The organism is Acinetobacter sp. (assembly GCF_036659555.1).
Lineage (GTDB): Bacteria > Pseudomonadota > Gammaproteobacteria > Pseudomonadales > Moraxellaceae > Acinetobacter.
Genome location: NZ_JAVXCI010000071.1, coordinates 1 through 17,731, shown reverse-complemented (window position 1 = coordinate 17,731; position 17,731 = coordinate 1). Strand labels below are relative to the sequence as shown.

Below are 17,731 nucleotides of genomic sequence, written 5' to 3'. Positions count from 1 at the left end.
TCACCGCCGATGGATATGCATTATAGGGGAAAATTTTCAGCACGCAAGGCCTTTTCTCAAATATTTCAGAAAAAGCGGTTCGGACGGGTATTTTTTATGCATTTTGCATTTTTTTATTCATAATTTGATCAAATTTGCTTTAATAGTAATTATTAAAGCTTATTGGAACGTTTTTTACTTATTATTAAGCGAACACTTTTGCTGAGTAAAAAGCGTCAGGACTATATATGCGTCATTCTTTTTATTTTTATGCAGGCCTGCTGTGTTTTGCGGCAGCTTCTCCAGCCTTTGCAAATGAACAGGCTGCGGAAGCTGAAACTGCAGAGGCGGCCAATACATCAAAAACCCAGCAGCTTGCCCAGGCTGCGCTTGCAAAATCTTCTGAAGTCGCCAAGAAGCTGTCCGTCAACGCAAACGCGGCGCAGGCTGATGAAGAAAAAGATCCGTTTGAGGCGTTTAACCGAAAAATGTACGCTTTCAATGACGCACTGGATAACAGCGTTGCGCGCCCGCTGGCTATTCAGTATGTGGCAAAAGTGCCTGAAGATGTCCGCAGCTCCTACCGCCAGTTCCGCAAAAATTTAAATGAGCCTTGGAATGCTGTAAATCAGCTGATACAGGGCCGCCCGGGTCGCGCCGCCAAATCTTTAGGGCGCTTTACAGTAAATACGCTGACGACTTTAGGCTTTGCTGACCCTGCGCGCCGCCTGAACTTAACGTCTGAAGCGGAAGGCTTCGGCATCACTTTAGGCTATTACGGCGTTCCTTCCGGCCCTTATCTGGTGCTGCCGGTTTTTGGCCCGAGCACCATCCGTGAAAGCGCCGGCCTTGCAGTAGACAGCCAGGCGCGCCCGCAAAAGTACCTGCTGGAAGATCATGAAACCGCGTACTGGTCTGAGCAGGCGCTGCGCGGAATTGATGCGCGTTCGCAGCTTTTGGATTTGGAAAGCACCTTGCAGGGCGATAAATATGCGCAAATCCGCGATTTTTACCTGCAGCGCATCAGTTTTGCCGTCAGCGAGAAAAAAGGCATTGCGGAAGACAGCCTGTTCTTTGATGATGATGCGGAATTGGATGAAGATGCAGACCCTGCCGATGCCGAGAAAAACCCTTCAGAAGATGATTCAGGTACGCAGGATTCTGACAATACCGCCGTAAAGTGAGCGCATTTTTCATCCAGCTGGAGGCGATTTATTCCTCCAGCAATGATTTGCTTGCTATAGTAGTTCAACCATGCCAGCCCAAGGGCCATCCTATTTCTTTATGTATTTCATTCAGCCGACGCGCGATATTCCCTATTTAGATCAGGTTCTGGCAGCACTGCCCAGTGTTCAGATGATTAACATTGAAGATCTCGATTTGTATGATCCGACGATTATCGCGATTGCAGACGCCGCCGACTATTTAGCGCATAAATGGGCGCTGCCGACCATTGTGCTGGCTTTTGAGAATGAAGGCGCCGCGCTGGCGCAGGCCTGGGAACAGGGCGCCTTAGCCGGCTGGCTGTGGAATCAGCTGCCTGCAAACCCGCAGCAGGCGTTAATTAAGATTGATGCGCAGTATAAGCGCAATCAGGACAGCCGCGACCTGCCTTCAGCAGCTGAACTGCAGAAAAAGCTGCTGCCCAATCCAATTGAATTAACCAATTATAAAGTTGAAACTTTTTTCCAGCCTTCCGCTTACCTTTCCGGCGACTGGTATGATTACTGGAAAATCAGCGATAAAGAAATCATCTTTTATTTGGCCGATGTTTCCGGCCACGGCGTCACCAGCAGCCTGCTGACATCCTGGATGGCCGCTTTTCACGGCCGTTCCAAAACCCCGCGCGAACTGATTAAAAAACTAAACGGCATGCTGGTTCAGGAAAACATTGAAAAGCACATTACCATGCTTGCGGGCGTCCTGAATCTGGAAACGCATCTGCTACGCTGGTCCAGCGCCGGGCATTATCCTCCCGCCATTTTATTTGAGCCGAATCAGCAGCCGAAAATTTTAACCACCAGCAGTTTTCCCTTAGGCTTGACTGAAGATCTGGAGGTTGAAGAGTTTGAGTGTATTTTAAATAAGCATGCAAAGTTCATTATTTGCTCAGACGGCGCGCTTGAACCTTTTGACGGCGGCTTGAATGAGCAGCTGGGGCAATTGGTGCATCATTTGCAAAATCAATCATTTCAAGCGCCTGACCACGTTGCGGACGATATTGCCATCTTAAGCTTATGCCGAATGAATTAATTTGCTAATCAACTGTTTAGACCTTTTATCCAGCATATAAGACTGTTGGCTACTTGAGTAAGCAGTGGCCCTATGGGATAATTTTCTATCCTCCTCTGCAAATGGCATTTATATGTCAACCGGTCATGTTGAATATGCAAGCTTGAATGGAACGCATATTTTTAAGCTTATTGGCGAAGTGCGCGCTCAATCCTGCATTAGTTTAGACAAGTTACTTAATAAGATTGAACAGCAAGAAAATGTCATTGGCGCGATCGTAGATTTAACCCAAACGACATTCATTGACAGTACAGTTTTAGGGATTTTGGCTAAACTGGGCTTAAAGCTCAAGCAAATCCACCACATTCAGGCAGTCATGCTGTCTACCAACTCAGATATCACCACACTGGCCAACAGCATGGGCTTGGGGCAGGTATTTGTGATTCTTGATTACTGCGGCGATCCGAAAGTCTGCACGCTCGCTTTGATGGAAGAGCACATTACCCATGGCAGCATGCTGAATACTGTTTTAGACGCGCACAAAACCTTGATGAAGCTCAATGAAAGCAATCAGAATATGTTTGAGCCGCTGGTGAAGCAGCTGCAGAAAGAACAGGACAGCCTGGGTAAGGCTGTGAAGCAAAATGCCTAGGCCTTTCAGCAACCTCAGAGACGCTCCCCGATTATGACTTTCCTTGCTGTTGCCCAGATGAACTCGCAAAATGATATTGAAGCAAACTTCACTGTCATTGAGTCGCTGATCGGGCAAAGCAAAGCGCAAGGCGCAAGCCTGATCGTCTTTCCTGAGAATTTCGCCTGCTTCGCTGCCGGCAAGCAGCGTGAAACCGCCGCCCAGTTTGAAGCGATCCAGCAGCGCTTAGAGCAACTGGCGCATCAATATCAAATATGGATTGTTGCCGGCACGCTGCCATGCCCTTTCCGCCCGGACGGCTCAGTCATTCGGGACGGCCGCGTGCGCACCGCCAGCCTCTGCATCAGCCCGGAAAAAACCGAAGCGCGCTACGATAAAATCCATCTGTTTGATGTGCAGGTGAGCGATGCCGTCGGCGGCTATCAGGAATCCAGGTTCTTTGAACCGGGCACAGACACGGCTGTGGCTAAAACGCCGTTTGGCAATATTGGCTTAATGGTTTGCTATGACCTGCGCTTTCCTGAACTGGCGCTGACGCTGCGCGCGCAAGGCGCAAATATTCTAACCGCGCCGGCAGCGTTCACCTACACCACCGGCCAAATGCATTGGCAGCAGCTGCTTCAGGCGCGCGCCATGGACAGCCAATGCGCTGTACTGGGCGCAGCGCAGCAGGGCTGGCACGGCGAAAAGCGGCAAACTTGGGGCCATACCGGCGCTGCCGGCAGCCGCGGCCAGCTGCAGGCTATGATTCAAACTGAAGGCGCCGGCCTGATTGCGGTTCCGTTTGATTTGACAGAACAGCTGCAAATCCGAGAATCCATGCCTTTAATGCAGCACCGGGTTTTACTGCAGTATTAATATCCCTGCTGCTGTTAACCGCCTATATTTCAATAAAAAAGCCATCACCGCTAAAAACTACAAAACAACTGCTCATTATTTCAGCAAAACCAGACAGAATAACAGCTCATATTCAATTCGCAGGGAACAAAAATGGCTTTAGAAAAAGCAGTATATACCGCAAAAGCGAAAGCAACCGGCGGCCGCGACGGCAGGGCAACTTCTTCGGATGGAATTTTAGATGTGCAATTGGCCGTGCCTAAAGAAATGGGTGGCGCGGGCGGCGGCACCAACCCCGAGCAGCTGTTTGCAGCCGGCTATTCAGCCTGCTTTTTAGGCGCAATGAAATTTGTGGCTCAGCGGGATAAATTCAATATCAGCAAAGATGCCTATATTGAAGGCGAAGTCGGCATTGGCCCTATTCCAACGGGGTTTGGAATTGAGGTGACCTTAAATATTCATCTGGAAGGCATGGATCCGGCCGAAGCGCAGAAGCTGGTGGATGCAGCGCATATTGTCTGCCCTTATTCCAATGCAACCCGCAATAATATTAATGTCACTTTAAATGCCATTACTTAAGCGCTGACTGAATCCATCCTGAAATTGGCATAGAAATGGCAGGCATTCGATGAAAATGAAACCTGCCGCAATGCTGGCAATCCAGCTGCCCAGCTGATGAAAAAATCGCAGGACTGTGCTGATCCGCCCAGCAGAATCAAACGGCAGCAGCTTGTTTTTAATAAAATTTACGCAATAATAAATATCCATTCCGCATCAGCAAAAATCAGCTTACTTATCACAGGCGCTCAATATAATGATGAAAAAACTCTTCGCAGCAGCGCTGTGCAGCGCAGCCGTTTTGCTTTCCGCCTGCAGCAAGCCGCCGGCAGCGGATTTTTCTGGCGAATGGGAAGCAGTAAATCAGGGAGGCGGCAGTGAACGCAAGCTGACCATCGTCAAAACCGGTGAAGGCTACAGCATTCAGGATGAATTTAAACTGGATGCGGATGCTGCCCAGCCCTCCTCATCCTCACAAGTGACAGGCAAGGCAGCTTCCGATGGCAAAATTCAGTATGACAAGCATCCGGATATTAAGCTGTCAATTGATGAAGCCTCAGGCCTGCTGACTTTGGACAGCAAAAGCGAAGGCGCGCAGGTTGTATTCAAGCGCTCTCATTAAGCATAAAAAAATCAGGCAAATGCCTGATTTTTTATTATGGGCGCAATCATTCAACGGCTTCAGCTTCATTGGTCACGCGCAGCACTTCCTCCAGCGTGGTTTTGCCTGCCAGCACCTTGCGCAGGCCATCATCGCGGATTGAGCCGGAGTGCTTGCGCGCATAGGCTTCGACTTCAAACTCAGCCGCATTGCCGTGAATCAGGCGGCGCATCTGCTCATCGACCGGCACAATTTCATAAATAGCAGTACGGCCGGTAAAGCCGGTATGCGAACAGCGGTCACAGCCTTTCGGTTTCGGCAATTTCAGCTCGGCATCATGCTCAATGCCGGCAAACAGCTGCTGTTCAAAATCATCGGCAGCATGCCAAACGGCGCAATGCGAACACAGGGTGCGCACCAGGCGCTGCGCAATCACGCCAATTAATGAGCTGGACAATAAGAACGGCTCAATGCCCATGTCTTTTAGGCGGGTCACGGCGCCAATCGCGGTGTTGGTATGCAGGGTTGAAAGCACCAGATGGCCGGTTAAAGACGCCTGCACGGCAATTTCCGCAGTTTCCAGATCACGGATCTCGCCGACCATGACCACATCCGGGTCCTGGCGGAGCATGGCTTTCAGCGCGCGGGCAAAGGTCATATCCACTTTGCTGTTGACCTGCGTCTGGCCGATGCCTTCCAGCTGATATTCAATCGGGTCTTCGGCGGTCAGAATATTTTTCGAGCCGTCATTCAAATCCGACAGGGCCGCATACAAGGTGGTGGTTTTGCCGGAACCGGTCGGACCGGTAACCAAAATAATGCCGTGCGGGCGGTGCACCAGCACTTTCAGGCGCTCATAGTCATTATTCATCAGGCCCAAATGGATCATGTTCAGGCGCCCCGCCTGCTTGTCCAGCAGGCGCATCACAACGCGCTCGCCATAGGACGACGGCAGGGTCGACACGCGGACATCCACTTCGCGTCCAGCCAGGCGCAATGAAATGCGCCCATCCTGCGGTATGCGCTTTTCGGCAATATCCAGCTTGGCCATGACTTTAATCCGCGACACCAGCAGGGGCGCCAGTTCGCGGCGCGGCTGCACAATTTCACGCAGCTGGCCGTCCACCCGCAGGCGCACGGACAGCTTTTTTTCAAAAGATTCGATATGGATGTCGGATGCGCCAACGCGGATAGCTTCCGACAGCAAGGCGTTAATCAGGCGCACAATCGGCGCATCATCTTCCTGATCCATCAGGTCTTCGGCTTCCGGCACCGAATCCGCCAAACTGAGCAGATCCGGGTGGTCTTCCAAGCCAGCAGCCACCTGCTGCGATTCGCCAGTATCGCCGGCAAAGCTGGAACTGAGCAGCTGATTGAATTCCTGATCGGTGCATAACTGGTGCTGCGCGGCGTAGCCCAAAAAGCGGCGCGCTTCCTGCAGCGCCGGCAAAGGCGTGCTGCTGCGGCGCACAATAATAGCCTGATCGCCCTCATAGCGGAGCAGAACACCGTGGCGCTTGGCAAAACTGTAGGGTATTTGTAATTGTTTAAGCACTTGCATCACAGTTTATAATGATGAAAAAATTGATTTGAGTGTACTCTAAGCGCATGACAGCGTGAAGTCTGTTTTTTCAGGTTTTATTACAGAGGGAAAATGCCATTGTCTTTACAGAATGACGGACTGGAAACGGAAGCGCCTAAGCTGAAATGGTGGGGAGAGCATCACTTTGAGCTGAATCGGCCGAAATCATGGCAGTTCGGTTCCCTGCTGTTCCGGCTGACCCGCGGCCTGCAGGAATGGCGCCTGGAATATCACCGCCCGGCCGTGCAGTATGACTATGAGCAGCAGTGGCATCAGATCAATGACCCAGAATTCGCCTTTCCGCAGCCGGTCAAGGTGGAGCGCTACATGTTTAAAAACACCCATGAAAGCATTCAGCTCATGCCGAGGCTGGCTGACCGCTCGGTGGTGATTAAGCCGGTTGACCCGATTTACATTCCCGCCGGGCAGCGCGGCACCCTGTACATCAGCACCCCGCTGTGGATTGCCGGTTTTGCTGACGGGCAAAGGGAGCCTTTATTTGAGCTGCCGGTGATTCTGCCGAAAGACACCTGGTTCGGCCCGAATATGTGCGTGGGGGAAATCTGCTACGCGACCGCCGTGGACGGCCGGACAGAGCTGCATCAGCTGAAAACCCGCGCCTTCCGCGCCGTTACGCCGATTGAATTCCACAACATCAGCCATCAGCAGCTGCGCTTTGACCGCATGAATGTGCCGATTCCCGCCCTGCCTTTATTTTACAGCGAGAGCACCGGCCGGCTGTGGACTTCGCAGATTAAAGTGCTGCATGAAGCGTCAGACAAGCCGCCGCGCATCCGCATTGAAAACCGCACCCCGCCGCTGGCCGGCGAAGTGACGTATGTGCATCCACCCAGAGAGCAGGCGGGCGCGCTGCTGAATATGTTTGACTCATTTTTCTAAGGGGCAGTAATGGCTGATACAAATATTCCTGCAGAAATTGCCAGCAGCCTGAAAGGCATTTTCGGCAATCTCAATACTGACCGCCTGACCGAGCTGCTGGTTGCCTTGGCGCTGGGCCTGATTGGCTTTTTAATTGCGCGCTTTGTTTCCAATACCTTTATCCGCACCATTGGCAGCCGCTTCAATGCGCACCAAAAGCTGGTTTGGCGCCGCGGCATTTTCTATTTCATTTTTTTGATTTTTGTGATGGCCAGCCTGAAAGAGGCCGGATTTAAACTCAGCGTATTTTTAGGCGCTGCCGGCATCCTGACTGTGGCCTTGGGTTTCGCTTCGCAAACCTCCGCTTCCAACTTAATCAGCGGACTGTTCCTGATTGGCGAAGGCTCATTTGAAATTGGCGACACGATTCAAATCACCCTGATCCGCGGCAACAGCATTGAAGGCGAAGTGATTTCGATTGACCTGCTGTCGGTGAAGCTGCTGACGCAGGACAATGTCTATGTGCGCCTGCCGAATGAGCAGCTGATCCGCGCGCCAGTGCATAACCTGTCTAAGTTTCCGATCCGGCGCATTCCGATTACGCTGGCGATTAATTTTCACGAAGACATTATTAAGGTGCGCGAAGTGCTGCTGGATGTAGCCCAGAAATATCCGCTGGTGCTGGCCGACCCGAAGCCGGCCGTAACGGTAACGGCATTCCGCGAATCTTCAATTGAACTGCTGTTTGCGGTCTGGTGCCAGCAGGAAAATTTCCTGAAAGTGCGCGATGAAATGCAGGAACGCGTCCGCAATGGCTTTTTAGACAACCAGATTGAAATTCCTGTGCCGAAGATGGGCTTTGTCGACCATCCATTATCGCGCCATGTGCAGCCGGATGAAGTTGACCGCTATGCCAATGCGCAGGAAATCAAGCGTGAGCCGAATTTGAAATAAAGCATTGCTGCGCTGAATGCCTGCAGATGAAAAATCCTTCATTCTGCTGAAGGGGCGCGCTTGCCCCTCGGCGCATCTGCATCATCATAACAGCGCCGGTCAAAGCTGCGGCTTATCCAATGCTTTCCGCTCCCCTTCCGGCATCGGCGCAATATAGGCAATGATCAGCATGGCAAAGCCTGCGCCCAGAAATGAAATCACCCGGGTTAAAGTGCCGGTATGCGACAGGTCAAACAGCACCAGTTTCAGCGTCACCAGCACCAGAATGCTGCCGCCGAGAATCCATACGGAGCGCAAGCCGCGCTTGGCCGCTGCCAGCATGCAGATAAAAGCCAGGCTGACCCACAGCAGGGTAAAGCTGAGCTGCACCGCTGCATTCTCCCACATCTGCCAGTCATTGTAAGGCGTGCCCAGATAGACATGCAGGGCGCGCAGCGCCGCATAGCTGCTGAGCCACAGCAGGCCCAGCACGGTCAGCACCGCGCCCATGCTCCGGTCCAGGCCGGCCTTCATCTGCAGGTTCAGCATCCAGATGAAAACCGCCAGCATGGCCAGGCTGACGGCATCAAAAGGATTCAGCAGAGGCAGCAGATACAGCTGAAATGCCTGCCGACTGAACAGCTGCGAACAGATGATCCACAGCAGCATCAGCGCCAGCGTATTGCGGCTTTGCCAGAACATGCGCCACTCCGGTTGCGCAGACTGCCAATAGCACCATGCGCCGAAAATCAAAGGCAAAATCACCACGCTTAAATACGGCATGCCTGGCATTAAAGTCAGGCTGGTCAGCGCCAGGCTGGCGAACACGCCCAGGCTTACCCACTCTTTTTCCTCTTTGACGCCCAGCAGCGGACGCAGCCACAGCCCTGTCAGCAGCGCGCCACTCAACGCAAACAGCATGCGCTCTGAAGCGGAGCGCCACATCACCATGCCGTCATGGCTTAAATCCAGCACCAGCGCCAAAGCTGCAATATAGACTGGCGCCAGGCCGACCCATTTCGGCAGCAGCCATGGCCATGATGCAGCCTGGCGGCGCAGCAGCCACTCATTCATCAGGCTGTACAGCGCCGCAGTAATCAGCAGGCTGAGCGCCGTCTGGATTGGGCCGTCAATTTCATCCAGCAGCAGAAGCAGCAGCAGCGCCGTGGCGGACAGCATCTGCAGACACTGAAAGACAACCGTGCCATTGCTCAGCTGCTTTTGAAGTGCCGGCGCGCTGTTGGCTGCCAGCACCGCGGCGAAATAGCTGATGCACAGCACCCAATAGACCTTGTTTGGCAATGCATTCTGCATGCTGAAGTGATACAGCCCGGACAAGCCGGCCACAGCCAGTAGCCCCATGCCCAAATAGCGGCTGAGGTCTGACCTGAAATACAGTGCGCCGGTAAAAATAACTGCGCCTTCCACTGCCCAGCCGGCTGCGCTCCACGGCTCCGGCAGCAGAATAGGCGGAATAAGCGCCAGAAAAATCAGCATCAGGCTGAAATAGCTTTGCGAAATCATGCTGACCGCCTGATTGCGCTTCGACAGCTGATGCAGGCCCAGATACAGGACGGCAAAGGCCAGGCTGAACCCGGCCTGCTGCCGGGTTTCCTCAAAATACATCAGGTACAGGAAAATATAGCCGGCAAGCGGCGCGCCGAAAATCAGCGCAATATCCAGAACCGGCTTCAGCTGGAAGCCGCTTAAATCATCTTTGGCCAGCAGCTGGCTGAAGCGGAAGCTCAGCCAAATAAACACCGCGGTATGCGCCAGCGTCAATCCGGCCAGCGCGCTCCGCTCCTGCTCATAACCCTGATAGAAAGCGTAGCCGCCGCCGACCAGCACCGTCATTAAAAAGGCAATCTGATTGAGGATTTTCCACGGCCTCAAGGTGCTGAGCACCGCCGCCGCCGCATTAATCAGCAGATAATAGGCAATGAACTCGACCGCAGTGGCATTGCGCACCGGCAAGGTGAACGGCGCAATATAGGCAATCAGCAGGGCCATCAGCGCCAGTTCAATGCTCTGCTGCTTTAAGCTGAGCCAGACCGTCAGCGCCATAATGGCGGCGAAGCAGGCGCTGACGCTCCAGATATCCGGAACAACCTGATTGTAATAAGCGAAAAATAGCGTCAGACACAGCGCAGCCAAGCCCAGCCCTTCTAAAGCCAAGGCAAAGCCGCGGTTGCGGCGCTGCAGCCCGTAGCCGAGAACCGTCACGGCGCCGCTGGCGCCGGCAACCAAGGCCAGCTTCAGCGCCAGGCTGAGCTGCCAATGCTCGGTGGCGAAGCGCAGCAGCAGCACCACGCCGATCACCAGCACCGCAACTGCGGCTTTCAGCACCGGGTTGCCTTGCAGCAGCCAGACTTTCAGCTGCCCGCTTAAGCCGGCTTCGGGCGCAGGCAGTGCTGATGCTGCCGGCTGTGCCAAAGCCTGCGCGGCGGGCGGCATTTCCGCGCTGCCAGCATGCATCGGCCGGCGCTGAAGCTGCTGCTGGATTGAAAATAAATTGCGCTCCAGCCGCTTCAGCCAGCGCAGGAAAAAGAAAATCCATGCGGTGATGCCCAAAGCCGTCAGAAAGCCGATCTGGCCGAGGCTGCCCGCCAGCGCCATGATGGACGAAATATACAGCGGCAGCTTCGAGGTCGGCTCCAGCGGCAGGCCGGCTTCGGCCGCCAGCTGCTCCGCGGGCTTCTGCAGGTCATCGACATAATGCATGACGCTGATGGCGAACGCTAGGCCGCACAAATAGCTGAACTGGCGGAGTTCCGCATACCACATGCCGATGCCGGCAATAATCAGCGCCATCAGCCAGATCATTCTGATTTCATTCTGCCCTTTCAGCATAGCTGCTTCGCCCTGTCCCTTTACTGCTGATGATACCGCATGAGCGCTTAGTTTTTGCGTTTTCCGCAAATATTCAGCGATGCATCAAGCTTCAGCGCGGGCTGAAAAAATCACGTACAATGAAAGGGTTTTTTGGATGAGGAATTTTTCGATGCCGCCATTTGTCCTGGTCGACGGGTCATACTTTTTATTTCGCGCGTTTCACGCTTTACCCCCTTTAACCACGTCAACAGGGCTGCATACCAATGCCATCCGCGGCGCGATTTCCGCCATTCAAAAATTGATGCGCCGCACCCAGCCTACGCACATGGCGGTGATTTTCGATACGCCGGAACCGACCTTCCGCCATGAACTGTCGCCGATTTACAAAGGCGACCGCCCAAGCATGCCGGAAGAGCTGGCCGAGCAGATTCCCTACCTGCATGCGCTGATCCGCGCTTTAGGCATTCCGCTGTACATGCTGCCGGGCGCCGAAGCCGACGACATCATCGGCACATTGGCCAAGCGCGCAGAAGCCGCCGGCCAGCAGGTGCTGATTTCCACCGGCGATAAAGACATGGCGCAACTGGTGACCGAGCGCGTGACTTTAGAAGACAGCTTTAAAGACAAGCCGATGGACGTGAACGGCGTATTTGAAAAGTTTGGCGTCTGGCCGCATCAGATTATTGACTACCTGACCCTGATGGGCGATGCCTCTGACGGCATTATGGGCGTGCCCGGCGTCGGCGCAAAAACCGCAGCCAAGCTGCTGACCGAATACGGCTGCATCGGCAGCATTTTAGAAAATGCCGACAAAATTAAAGGCAAAGTCGGCCAGAATATTAAAGCGCATGCAGACGGCATTGCGCTGGATCACCAGCTGGCCAGCATTGTCTGCGACCTGGATATCGGCCTGGGCTATGATGACCTGAAGCTGCTGGACCCGGATACTGAACAGCTGCGCAGCCTGTACACTGAACTGGAGTTCCGCAACCAGCTGCAGTCGCTGGATCATCCAAACAATCCGAACGGTTCGGCCTATAAGCAGAACTCCAAAGCCATCATCAAGAATGCGCAGGCTGAAGAGCAAGTCATTACGGAAGATCAGGCTTCAATTACCAGCACTGATGACGTTTTAGGGCAGGCCAGCTACCACACCGTGCTTTCTCAGGACGCATGGGACAAGCTGCTGCAGCGCCTCAGCATAGAAAAGCGCTTCGCTTTTGACACAGAAACCACCAGCTTGGATTACCGCGTTGCGCAAATTGTCGGCTTTTCTGTCGCCTTTGACGCGCAGGACGCCTATTACGTGCCGCTGGCGCATGACTATGAAGGCGCGCCGCAGCAGCTGAACCGCGACCTTGTTCTGGCGCAAATCAAGCCGGTTTTAGAAGATGCGTCGGTGCAGAAAATCGGCCATCATCTCAAATATGATGCGCATGTGCTGGAAAATCACGGCATTGCGCTGCGCGGCTGGTACTTTGACACCATGCTGGCGTCTTATGTGCTGAATTCGGTCGCGACCCGCCACGGCATGGATGATGTCGCGCGCCTGTACCTCAGCCATTTGACCACCACCTTTGAACAGCTGGCCGGCAAAGGCGCGAAGCAGAAAACCTTCAATCAAATTGAAATTGCAGCCGCGGCCCACTACGCTGCCGAAGACGCGCATGTGACCTACCGCCTGTATGAAGTGCTGGATGCCAGGCTGCGCCAGCACCCTGAGCTGGCCAATATTCTGCACAATGTTGAAATGCCGGTGGCCCGCGTGCTGACCATGATGGAAGAAAACGGCATTGAGCTGAATCTGGAGTTTCTGGATCAGCTGGGCGCAGAATTCGCCAAGACCATGCAGGACTTGGAAAACCGGATTACCGAACTGGCTGGCGAAGCGTTCAATGTCAGCTCGCCGAAACAGGTCGGTGAAGTGCTGTTTGAAAAATTAGGCCTGAAAGGCGGCAAAAAAACCGCAACAGGGCAATACAGCACCAGCGAAAGCGTGCTGGAAAAAATCGAGCATCCGATTGCCGGGCTGATTCTGGAATACCGCGGGCTGTCCAAGCTGAAAAGCACCTATACCGACGGCCTGCTGAAACAGGCCAACAATGACACCCGCCGCGTGCATACCAGCTACCATCAGGCTTTAACCGCAACCGGGCGCCTGTCATCGACCGACCCGAATCTGCAGAATATTCCGGTGCGCGAAGACATTGGCCGCCAGATCCGCAAAGCCTTCGTTGCGCCCAAAGGCCGCGTTCTGCTGGCAGCCGACTATTCGCAAATTGAGCTGCGCCTGATGGCGCATTTCTCGCAGGATGAGGCGCTGGTTGACGCCTTCAAGCATGGCCAGGACGTGCACCGGCGCACCGCAGCTGAAGTCCTGGGCATTCCGCTGGAAGAGGTCAGCAGCAATCAGCGCCGCCAGGCCAAAGCCGTCAACTTCGGCCTGCTCTACGGCATGTCTGAATTTGGCCTGACCCGCCAGCTCGGCTTCAGCCGCGAAGAATCGCGTAGCTATATCGGCAAATACTTCCAGCGCTATCCAGGGGTTCTGGAATATATGGAACGCACCCGCCAGGTGGCGCGCGAGCAGGGCTTTGTCGAAACCATTTTAGGCCGGCGCCTGTACACGCCGGACATTATGGCCAGCAATAAAATGGTCAAGCAAGGCGCTGAGCGGGCCGCCATTAATGCGCCGCTGCAGGGTTCAGCTGCCGACATCATTAAAATGGCGATGATTGAGGTGGATAAAATCCTGCCGAAAGATCAGGCCAAAATGCTGCTGCAGGTGCACGATGAACTGGTTTTTGAAGCCGATGAAGCGATTGCTGATGAGCTGGCGCTGAAACTGCAGGAGGTGATGCAGTCCGTGCTGAAAATTTCAGTGCCTTTGGTGGTTGAAGTCGGCAAAGGCCGCAACTGGGATGAGGCGCATTAATTAAGCTTCCGTCTGTTTAGCCATGCAGGCATCTGCGGATGCCTGCATCGCTTAAAATCCGGCCTGCAGGCTGGCTGAAACACAGTTCGCTGCATGGCCTTATTCAAACCAAATATTTTTTCATTTTAAATCATATGTATAAAACAAAAACCGGGCTAATCGCTTAACCCGGCTTGCAGTGAAATACGCTGTCAATTTATTTCAGGATGGGGCAGCTGAACCAATATCGTCTGCTAAAATTATTCCTCAGGATATTCAAAGCGGTAACCCACTCCATACACCGCCTGAATCCACTCATGGCGGTTGCCGGTTTCAGCAGCGTCGGAAATTTTGCGGCGCAGGTTTTTAATATGGCTGTCAATGACGCGGTCAGCCACATCAAAGCTGTCAGGATTAATATGATCCAGCAGCTGCGCGCGCGAATACACCTGGCCGACATGCTCTAAAAACAACTCCAGCAGGCGGAATTCGGTCGGGGTTAAATTCAGGGACTTCTGCTGATACCAGATGCGCTGCTGGGCTTTATCCATGCGGAACAGGCCGCTGCTTTCTGGCTCCGCCTTGCGTTCAAGGCGGCGCAGCACCGCCTGCACGCGGGCAACCAGCTCTTTCGGGCTGAACGGCTTGCAGACATAGTCATCCGCGCCCATGTTCAGGCCCAGCACGCGGTCAATTTCTTCGGTGCGCGCGGTCACCATAATAATCGGCAGATCAGACTGTTCGCGCACTTTGCGACAAATGGTCAAGCCGTCCATGCGCGGCACCATCAAATCCAGAATCATCAGGCTGGGCTTACGCTGCATAAAGCTTTCATACGCCTCCTGCCCGTCATGAAACATGCTGACTTCAAAACCAGCTGCCTCCAGATAGTCGCGCACCAGCCGCGCAAGTTCCGCTTCATCTTCAACCAGCATGATATGCTTCATGTTTCTGTCCTTATTGTTTCATCTGTTTTGGAAAAGTCAGCCTGCAGCGCAAGCCGCCTAAGGGCGAATGCTCAAAACTGAGCGCGCCGCCCAGAGCTTTGGCCATTTTCACCGACAACGCCAAGCCTAAGCCTGTGCCGCCGGTGGCGCGGGTGCGCGAATCATCCGCGCGGTAAAAGCGCCCGCCCAGCTGCGCCAGCTGCGCATCCGTCAAGCCGTACGGGCTGTCATCCACATACAGCGTCCACTGCAGCGCATCCTGCTCGGCATGCACATGCACCTGTCCGCCCGCTTCAGTATAGCGGATGCTGTTGCCCAGCAGATTCAGCATAATCTGCTTAAAGCGGTCAATATCCAGCTGCAGCAGGCAGCCTTCGCCCTGCGCCGTGACCGTCAGGCCGGCCTGATCAAACTTCGGCCTGAAATTTTCAATTTCCTGCAGCGCGGCTTCCCACGGATCGACATCCGTCAGATAGCACTGCAACTGCTGCGCCTCAGCCTGCGCCAAATCAGCCAAATCCTGCGTCAGCTTTTTCAGGCTGTTGACCTGCCCCAGCATTGAGGCAAAATGCTCCGGCGTCGGCTTGCGGATGCCGTCCTGCATTGCTTCTATCTGCGCCTGCAGCACCGCCAGCGGGGTTTTCAGTTCATGCGATGTATCGGCCACCCACTGCCGGCGCGAAGTTTCATGCTGATCCAGAATTACCGCCAGCTGATTCAGCTCATTGGATAAATCGCCCAGCTCATCATTGCGGTTGACCTTCACCTGATGCTGATAGTTGCCTTTGGTCAGCTCGCGCGTGCCGTTCAGCAGGCGCTGAATCGGCTTCCTGAAATACGCCGCCAGCAGCAGCGAGGCGATCAGGCTGGCGGCAAAGCTCAGGCCGTACACCAGCAGCAGGTAGCGCTTCTGCTTGCTGAAAAAGTTGATGCTCAAGGCGTCATCCTGATCCAGCACCGGCTTCAGCCCCAGATAGCCGACTATCTGATTATTCACAATAATCGGCCGGTAGGAAATCGGGTCTTCCGAAGGTTCGCCCACCACAAACTGCCGTTTTGCATCATATAAAGACAGGCGCGAGCTGAGGCCCAGGCGGTCAGGCATTTGAATAAACTGTTTTTTGCCGCTGCTGTTCGGCATGGCCGGCGGCAGCGGCGGTTTTTTGCCAGCTTTGCTTTCTTTCGGTTCAGCCGGGCGGAACACATGCTGATTGGCGCTGAGCGGAAATTTCAAGCCCTCAAAAGGCTGGAATTCCGAAGGCAGGTTCAGCTCCAGCAGCCTCAGTTCATCCAGATCGACCGGCGGCTTGCCGGACTGCTGCATGCCGGTGACATTAAACATGGTATTGGTGTTGTCCTGAAAATAGCGCTGCTGCAAGGCAATGTCGTACTGGCGCCGCAGCCACCAGCGCGACAGGCGGTCATAATCATCCGGCCCCGCCTTGCCTTCCATTTGCAGAATCTGCGCCTGAATCGCGTTGCCCCAGTCATGGTAGATATCATAAACTTCGGCCAGATTGCCAATCAGCTGATCCAGCTTCTGCATTTCCACATCAGACACATACTTGGTGAAATTGCGCTGCATGTTCCAGTGCAGCACACCTAAGCTGACCGTAGTAATGACGAGCGTCGTCAGCAGCACAGTCAGGAATAAGCGCAAAGCGATAGGCACACGGCGGATTTTCAATAGCGCAGCTCGGTTTTTTCGATGCCTTTTATTGTAGCGAACACGGCCTCAAAAAACCCTCCATTGTTTCTTCATCATTATTATTTAATCTTAAGCGCATTAAATAAAGCTTTTCCGGCGTTGGAGATCAGCATGAACAGCATGACAAAAACAGCTTTAATCGGTGCAGGGATTTTATCCATGAGCGCGCTGGCGGCGTGCCAGTCGGCCAGCACGGCAAAAGAAATGCAGCATCCGCAAAAGACGCATGGCCCGCAGCATGAGCGCGGCATGACGCCGGAACAGCACGAGCAGATGCAGCGGATGCGCGCGGAACACCATGACATGATGCAGCAGATCCGGCAGGCCTGCAGCGGCAAAGCGCCAGGCGCGGCGGTTCAAGCAGCAACAGGCGGGAAAACTGTTGACGGCACTTGCATTATGGGCTTTAAAGCGGACAAGCAGGCGCTTGGCCGGCATGACACAATGCCTGACGGGCACCGCGCAATGCACAGCAGCATGCATAGCTCCATGCATATGCAGCGCGGCGAGCCGCTGACTGACGCCAAGCGCGCAGAATTAACCCGGCAGTTTGACCAGCGCCTGGCGCAGCGCCAAGCCATGCAGCAGGCGGTGCAGAAAGCCTGCCAAGGCAAAGCGGATGGAACTGCAGTTCAAATCAAGGCCGGCGCGCAAACCATTGACGGCAAATGCGAAGTGCGCTTCCAGCCGAAAATGCCGATGCAGCCGGCAGCCCCTGCGCCCGCCAAGGCAATGTAGGGCCGCAGGCGCGGCGAAAGATCCAAAGGCGCTTCATGCGCCTTTTCTGCTGGACATAACTTTTTACGCTTTTTGACTATTTGTATCATTCCAATTCGCACAAAACCGTTTACACTCAATGCACTTAGCATTTTCAAGCCATAAATCTTTGACTTTACAGTCACTAAGAAAACCCCTAGAAAAGCTTGTACCTAATTAGAAGATGTTGCAGGATTAAGCCATTCAAATACGCGTCAGCGAAGATGCGTCTAATCTCTATTTACAGGATAATAACGCTGGTTCAACACCAGTATTGAGGAAACCGATATGCCACAATACAAAGCGCCCTTACGTGATATG

At 53.8% G+C, this 17,731-nt stretch carries 14 protein-coding genes; 10 read left to right on the top strand and 4 right to left on the bottom strand.

All coding sequences use genetic code 11. The features are described 5' to 3' along the window. The first annotated feature begins 227 nt into the window (after nt 1–227). The 6 genes from RSA72_RS10410 (at nt 228) to RSA72_RS10385 (ending at nt 4,880) form a co-directional block, all read left to right on the top strand. A complete protein-coding gene (locus RSA72_RS10410; RefSeq protein ID WP_332624415.1) occupies nt 228–1,163 on the top strand; it encodes an MlaA family lipoprotein in 936 nt (311 codons plus the stop codon). Nucleotides 1,164–1,263: 100 nt separating this feature from the next. Further along, nucleotides 1,264–2,232 (top strand): RsbU family protein phosphatase GigA, encoded by a 969-nt coding sequence (gigA, locus tag RSA72_RS10405; protein WP_332624413.1) that lies wholly within the window; start codon nt 1,264–1,266, stop codon nt 2,230–2,232. Between the two features lie 112 nt (nt 2,233–2,344). Continuing rightward, complete coding sequence (gigB, locus tag RSA72_RS10400) at nt 2,345–2,863, top strand: anti-anti-sigma factor GigB (RefSeq protein WP_332624411.1); 519 nt, start codon at nt 2,345–2,347, stop codon at nt 2,861–2,863. Between the two features lie 33 nt (nt 2,864–2,896). Further along, a complete protein-coding gene (locus tag RSA72_RS10395) occupies nt 2,897–3,721 on the top strand; it encodes a carbon-nitrogen hydrolase family protein (RefSeq protein ID WP_332624409.1) in 825 nt (274 codons plus the stop codon). Between the two features lie 132 nt (nt 3,722–3,853). Further along, a complete protein-coding gene (locus RSA72_RS10390) occupies nt 3,854–4,279 on the top strand; it encodes an organic hydroperoxide resistance protein (RefSeq protein ID WP_332633147.1) in 426 nt (141 codons plus the stop codon). A 235-nt stretch (nt 4,280–4,514) separates the two neighbouring features. Further along, nucleotides 4,515–4,880: a hypothetical protein gene (locus tag RSA72_RS10385; RefSeq protein ID WP_332622865.1), complete on the top strand. Its 366-nt coding sequence runs from the start codon at nt 4,515–4,517 to the stop codon at nt 4,878–4,880. A 46-nt stretch (nt 4,881–4,926) separates the two neighbouring features. Here the strand turns inward: RSA72_RS10385 and gspE are convergent, their stop codons facing one another. Further along, entirely contained in the window at nt 4,927–6,420 is a 1,494-nt protein-coding gene (gene gspE / locus RSA72_RS10380; RefSeq protein WP_332622864.1) for a type II secretion system ATPase GspE, read from the bottom strand. Between the two features lie 99 nt (nt 6,421–6,519). Between gspE and RSA72_RS10375 the strand changes: the two genes are divergently transcribed. Beyond that, complete coding sequence (locus RSA72_RS10375) at nt 6,520–7,341, top strand: hypothetical protein (protein ID WP_443098328.1); 822 nt, start codon at nt 6,520–6,522, stop codon at nt 7,339–7,341. 9 nt (nt 7,342–7,350) lie between these two features. Next, the gene (locus RSA72_RS10370) at nt 7,351–8,274 is read left to right on the top strand and encodes a mechanosensitive ion channel family protein (RefSeq protein WP_332622861.1); all 924 of its coding nucleotides are present in this window, start codon (nt 7,351–7,353) and stop codon (nt 8,272–8,274) included. 99 nt (nt 8,275–8,373) lie between these two features. On the opposite strand, the gene RSA72_RS10365 is transcribed toward RSA72_RS10370, so the two are convergent. Then, complete coding sequence (locus RSA72_RS10365; RefSeq protein ID WP_332622860.1) at nt 8,374–11,103, bottom strand: DUF2339 domain-containing protein; 2,730 nt, start codon at nt 11,101–11,103, stop codon at nt 8,374–8,376. A 151-nt stretch (nt 11,104–11,254) separates the two neighbouring features. Between RSA72_RS10365 and polA the strand changes: the two genes are divergently transcribed. Then, nucleotides 11,255–14,020, top strand: a complete 2,766-nt coding sequence (gene polA / locus RSA72_RS10360; protein WP_332622859.1) for a DNA polymerase I — start codon at nt 11,255–11,257, stop codon at nt 14,018–14,020. 239 nt (nt 14,021–14,259) lie between these two features. Here the strand turns inward: polA and RSA72_RS10355 are convergent, their stop codons facing one another. Both RSA72_RS10355 and baeS read right to left on the bottom strand, forming a co-directional pair. Then, nucleotides 14,260–14,946, bottom strand: coding sequence for a response regulator transcription factor (locus tag RSA72_RS10355; RefSeq protein WP_332622858.1), 687 nt, complete (start codon nt 14,944–14,946; stop codon nt 14,260–14,262). 10 nt (nt 14,947–14,956) lie between these two features. Then, on the bottom strand, nt 14,957–16,633 hold the full coding sequence (baeS, locus tag RSA72_RS10350) for a sensor histidine kinase efflux regulator BaeS (RefSeq protein WP_332622857.1): 1,677 nt from the start codon (nt 16,631–16,633) through the stop codon (nt 14,957–14,959). A gap of 132 nt (nt 16,634–16,765) precedes the next feature. On the opposite strand from baeS, the gene RSA72_RS10345 reads away from it, so the two are divergent. Continuing rightward, a complete protein-coding gene (locus RSA72_RS10345) occupies nt 16,766–17,392 on the top strand; it encodes a hypothetical protein (RefSeq protein ID WP_332622855.1) in 627 nt (208 codons plus the stop codon). The last annotated feature ends 339 nt before the right edge of the window (nt 17,393–17,731 follow it).